This is a genomic window from Roseateles sp. P5_B10, from assembly GCF_056400485.1.
Genome location: NZ_JBFULE010000371.1, coordinates 1 through 5,154 on the forward strand (window position 1 = coordinate 1; position 5,154 = coordinate 5,154).

A 5,154-nucleotide genomic window follows, 5' to 3' on the forward strand; every position below is an offset into this window, starting at 1 on the left:
CGTTGATGATGTGCGACTCGTACAGGATGAGGTCGCGCTCGACGAGGATGGGCACCTCGTTGTACGGGTTCATCAAAGCGATGTCTTCGGGCTTCGCGAACAGGTCAACGTCACGGATTTCGAAGTCCATGCCTTTCTCGAACAGCACGAAGCGGCAGCGGTGCGAGTAGGGGTCGGTGGTACCGGAGTAAAGGACCATCATGGCTTGGGCTCCCGAGGGGTCAGTCAATCAAAAACGCGCGACGGCTGGGGCCGCGCTGAAAAAGCAAACGCAGTGGGTGGCTACAAGCGCGCCCCACTGCGTGTTTCGACACCGCCCGAGAGCGGTGCCGGGATGGACGGGCTTACTTCACGTCCTTCCAGTACGAGGCGTTCAGTCGCCAGGCAAACACRGTCAGGATGGACAGGAAGATCAGCACGATCACGCCGAGCTGAAAGCGCTGGCCCTGCGCGGGCTCGCCCATCCACTGCAAATAGGCAACCAGGTCGGCCACGGCTTCGTCGTACTGGCGCTCGGACAGCGTGCCGGGCGTCAGTTGCTGGTAGCCGGCGAAGACGTGGGTCTTCTTGTCGTGGTCGTGCGGGTCGGCCACTTCCTCGAACTTGGCGGCGCGCTGGCCTTGCAGCTCCCACATCACATGCGGCATCGCGACGCTGGGGAAGGCCATGTTGTTCCAACCGGTGGCCTTGGTGTCGTCGCGGTAGAAGCTCCGCATGTAGGTGTAGAGGTAGTCCGCACCCGAGCCCTTGGCACCGTCGGCACGCGAGCGGGCGATGACGCTCAGGTCGGGCGGGTTGGCGCCGAACCAGGCCTTGGCGTCCTTGGGGTCGATGCTGACCTTCATGGTCTCACCGACCTTCTCGGCCGCGAACAGCAGGTTGTTCTTGATGTCGGCCTCGGACAGGCCGATGTCGCGCATGCGGTTGTAGCGCATGTAGGCGGCCGAGTGGCAGTTCAGGCAGTAGTTGACGAACAGCTTGGCGCCGCTTTGCAGCGCCGCCATGTCCGACATCTTTTCCTTGGGGAACTTGTCCCACTCGATGCCGCCGGTGTTGGCCTGGGCGGCACCCACGAAGCCCAGGGTGGCCAGCAGGAGAGCGATCAGCTTTTTCATTGGTGTTGTTGCTCCGCGGCTCAGTGGGCGTGGAAGGTCACACGGTCCGGCACGGCCTTGGGCGTGCCGAGGCGGCTCCACCAGGGCATCAGCAGGAAGAAGCCGAAGTAGAACARGGTGCCCACCTGGGCGACCAAGGTGCCCACGTCGCTCGGCGGCTGGATGCCGAGGTAGCCCAGCCACAGGAAGAAGACGACGAAGACGGCATACACATACTTGTGCCAGTCGGGGCGGTAGCGGATCGATTTGACCGGGCTGTGATCCAGCCAGGGCAGGAAGAACAGGATGATGACCGCGCCACCCATGACGACCACGCCCCAGAACTTGGCGTCGAAGACCTTGAGCAGGAAGATCAGCACGGCGGCCGCCACCAGCAGGGCCACCTTGGCGGCACCGCCGAACTTGCCCTTCAGGAAGCTCACGACGGCCGCGACGGCGACGACGCCGCACAGCACGTTGACCATGGTGTCGGTCGTGGCGCGCAGCATCGAGTAGAACGGCGTGAAGTACCAGACCGGGGCGATGTGAGCCGGCGTCTTCAGCGGGTCGGCCGGGATGAAGTTGTTGTACTCCAGGAAGTAGCCGCCCAGTTCCGGCGCGAAGAACAGGATGGCGGTGAAGGCCATCAGGAAGATGCAGACGCCATAGATGTCGTGCACCGTGTAGAACGGATGGAAGGCGATGCCGTCCAGCGGGATGCCGGTCTTCGGGTCCTTGTGCTTCTTGATCTCGACGCCGTCGGGGTTGTTGGAACCGACGTCGTGCAGGGCCAGCAAGTGGGCCACCACCAGGCCCAGCAGCACCAGCGGCACGGCGATGACGTGGAAGCTGAAGAAGCGGTTCAGGGTCGCGTCGCCAACCACGTAGTCGCCGCGGATCATCAGCGCCAGGTCCGGGCCGACGAAGGGCACGGCAGCGAACAGGTTCACGATGACCTGGGCGCCCCAGTAGCTCATCTGGCCCCATGGCAGCAGATAGCCCATGAAGGCTTCGGCCATCAGGCACAGGAAGATCGCGCAGCCGAAGATCCAGACCAGCTCACGCGGCTTGCGGTAGCTGCCGTAGATCAGGCCGCGGAACATGTGCAGGTAGACAACGACAAAGAAGGCCGAGGCGCCCGTGCTGTGCATGTAGCGGATCAGCCAGCCCCAGGGCACATCGCGCATGATGTACTCGACCGACGCGAAGGCCAGGCCTGCGTCGGGCTTGTAGTGCATCACCAGGAAGATGCCGGTGACGATCTGGATCACGAGGACCAGCAGCGCCAGCGAGCCGAAGATGTACCACCAGTTGAAGTTCTTCGGCGCGTAGTACTCCGACATGTGGACCTTGTAGGCGTCGAACGCGGTCGGGAACCGGTTCTCCAGCCAGGTCATGGTCTTCACGCCTGCCGAGGCGCCTGCGGGTGCTTCTTTGAATTCAGCCATGTCTCGTCCCGTGCTCCGTTAGGCCTTCTTGTCTTCACCGATGACCAGCCGGGTGTCCGACAGATACATGTATGGCGGCACTTCGAGGTTGTCGGGCGCGGGCTTGTTCTTGAACACGCGGCCGGCCATGTCGAAGGTCGAACCGTGGCAGGGGCACAGGAAACCGCCCGCCCAGTCATCCGGCAGCGAGGGCTGGGCGCCGGTTGCGAACTTGTCGCTCGGCGAGCAGCCCAGGTGCGAGCAGATGCCGACGACGACGAGGTACTCGGGCTTGATCGAGCGGTTCTCGTTCTTGGCGTAGTCGGGGATGGGGAAGGCCTTGCGGTCTGAGTTCGGGTCGGCCAGCTGGCCGTCGTTCTTCTTCAGGGCCTCGAGCTGTTCCGGCGTGCGGCGCACGATCCAGACCGGCTTGCCACGCCATTCGACGGTCAGCTTCTCACCGGGCTTGATGCCGGAGATGTCGACCTCGACGGGGGCACCAGCGGCCTTGGCGCGCTCGCTCGGCGCAAAAGTGCTGACGAAGGGCACGGCAGTCGCAACGCCACCAACGGCGCCGGCGCAACCGGTTGCAATCAACCAGGTGCGCTTGCCTTGGTCCACTTGCTGGTCACTCATGAGGGTCCTCTAAAGAGACTTCTGATCAGGGGCAGCCCAGGATTCTAACGGACGCTTACCCGAGGCTCGGCCAAGCGACGACCGACCGCAGGTTTACCCGCCTTCTAGCTCGCCGGACTTGGCGCCAACATCCGTCCGAGTCATCTCACAGACATCGCCATCCAGGAGCCCCGCATGAGTTTCTTCTCCGAGTTCAAGGAGTTCGCCGTCAAAGGCAATGTCGTCGACCTGGCGGTCGGCGTGATCATCGGCGGCGCCTTCGGCAAGATCGTCGACTCCCTGGTCGGCGACGTCATCATGCCGGTCGTCAGCAAGATCTTCGGCGGCCTGGATTTCAGCAATTACTTCATCCCGCTGGCCGGCCAGACGGCCACGACGCTGGCCGAAGCCAAGAAAACCGGCGCCGTGCTGGCCTATGGCAGCTTCCTGACCGTTTCGCTGAACTTCATCATCCTGGCTTTCGTCATCTTCCTGATGATTCAGCAGATCAACCGCCTCAAGCGCGAACCCGAAGCCGCGGTCGCGCCGGCCGAGCCGCCGGCCACGCCGGAAGACATTCAACTGCTGCGGGAGATTCGCGATTCGCTGAAGCGCTAAGCTCTCGCGCCGCCCGTCGCCCGGTAAGCAATGGTTACCGGGCTTTTTTGTGCCAGGAATTTGGCAACTGGTTGAAAACCCGCACCTGTTGCAGGCGCGATACTTTCGACGCAGCTCGTGCCACCAGTTGATGAACGCGCCAGAGATACGCCTGAACCCGCACCTCGAAGCCTCGCTGACCCGCATCCGTCTGGCGGGTGAGCAGGCGGCCGAGCGCTGCGCGGAAGGTCTCGGACTTTCGGCGCTGTCCTCGGGGCAGGTCAAGCGCCGCGACACCCTGCTCGCGGCTCAATTCGTGTTCCRCCAGCAACAAGGCGTGTTCTCGCAGCGTTTTGTGCAGAGCTTGCGCAAACAGGTGTCGGCCGAACAATCCGATACCAAGCCGCCGCAGGCGGCGCCCACGGCCAAAAAGGCCTGGGGCGAGCTCTCGCTGATGGACGACGACCAGGTCAACAACCTGGTAGCCGCGGACCGCATCGGCTTGGCCATCGGCCACCACTGTGAGTGGGAGCTGCGCGAGGTCGAGTCCTATGTCGCCGGCATCCAGGTCGGTGAACGCAACCCCTTGCGGCCCGAGCTCATCGGCCAGGGCCTGCTTGATGCCATCCAGGCCATCACCGACGACCCTGTCACCCGCCAGACGCTGACTGACGAATTGACTCGCGCGCTGGCCCAGGAGATGCGCGCCTGCTATGCCGATATTGCCGAGCTGCTGCGCTCGCGCGGCCTGCGACCCCAGGACTTGCGCGTGCGGGCGACGCCGGATGGCGCCGCCTCGCGCCTCGGCGGCCTGGGCGCAGCCACCCAACCCGGCGATCTCGATTCGGGCCATGGCGGCATGTCCAGCCGCGGCGGCTACGGCGGCTCGGCGCATGGTGGCCTGAGCAGCCAGGGAGGCCCCGGCGGCGGCCGCAACAGCGGCTTCGGTGGGGCCGGCGGCGGCTTTGGCAGCCGCGGCGGCGGAGGCAGCGGCGGCATTGGCCGGGTCGACCCCCAGATGATGGACCTGCTGCGCCGCCTGGCGCAGACGCCCGGCGCCTACGAGCCGGCCTATGACAGCCACGGCAACTCCAGCCGCATGGGCCTTGACACCCTCAGCGGTGAGCCCAGCGCCTGGGGGCAGATGCCGCTGCCGCCCAACCTGATCAACCAGCATCGCGACGAACTGCGTCAGATGGCCACGGGCCGGCTGGACCACATGGTCATCGACGTCGTCGCCGGCCTGTTCGACCAGATCCTGTCCGACCCCAAGGTGCCGCCGCAGATGGCGCGCCTGCTGGCCCGCCTGCAGCTGCCCGTGCTGCGCGTGGCCCTGGGCGACGAAACCTTCTTCTCCTCGCGCCGCCACCCGGTGCGCGTGTTCGTCAATCGCATGGCGTCCCTCGCCTGTGCCTTTGAGG

6 protein-coding genes are annotated in these 5,154 nt (G+C 64.8%); 2 read left to right on the forward strand and 4 right to left on the reverse strand.

The genetic code is table 11. From position 1 onward, the window contains the following. The 4 genes from AC1DU6_RS19575 to petA all read right to left on the reverse strand — a co-directional run. On the reverse strand, positions 1–202 hold a 202-nt coding region (locus AC1DU6_RS19575), incomplete at its 3' end, for a glutathione S-transferase N-terminal domain-containing protein (protein WP_477859016.1). Between the two features lie 142 nt (positions 203–344). Then, positions 345–1,115, reverse strand: coding sequence for a cytochrome c1 (locus AC1DU6_RS19580; RefSeq protein WP_056192823.1), 771 nt, complete (start codon positions 1,113–1,115; stop codon positions 345–347). 20 nt (positions 1,116–1,135) lie between these two features. After that, complete coding sequence (locus tag AC1DU6_RS19585; protein WP_056192833.1) at positions 1,136–2,542, reverse strand: cytochrome b; 1,407 nt, start codon at positions 2,540–2,542, stop codon at positions 1,136–1,138. 18 nt (positions 2,543–2,560) lie between these two features. Further along, positions 2,561–3,157 (reverse strand): ubiquinol-cytochrome c reductase iron-sulfur subunit, encoded by a 597-nt coding sequence (gene petA / locus AC1DU6_RS19590; protein WP_056192837.1) that lies wholly within the window; start codon positions 3,155–3,157, stop codon positions 2,561–2,563. Positions 3,158–3,331: 174 nt separating this feature from the next. Here petA and mscL point away from each other — a divergent pair, with 174 nt between their 5' ends. Both mscL and AC1DU6_RS19600 read left to right on the forward strand, forming a co-directional pair. Further along, complete coding sequence (gene mscL, locus AC1DU6_RS19595) at positions 3,332–3,754, forward strand: large conductance mechanosensitive channel protein MscL (RefSeq protein ID WP_457326200.1); 423 nt, start codon at positions 3,332–3,334, stop codon at positions 3,752–3,754. A 130-nt stretch (positions 3,755–3,884) separates the two neighbouring features. Beyond that, on the forward strand, positions 3,885–5,154 hold a 1,270-nt coding region (locus AC1DU6_RS19600), incomplete at its 3' end, for a DUF1631 family protein (protein ID WP_477859019.1).

What these genes read in the sequence shown, in the direction of transcription:
- petA (WP_056192837.1), bottom strand. Translation starts at nt 3,157, where the DNA reads ATGAGTGACCAGCAAGTGGACCAAGGCAAGCGCACCTGGTTGATTGCA.
- mscL (WP_457326200.1), top strand. Translation starts at nt 3,332, where the DNA reads ATGAGTTTCTTCTCCGAGTTCAAGGAGTTCGCCGTCAAAGGCAATGTC.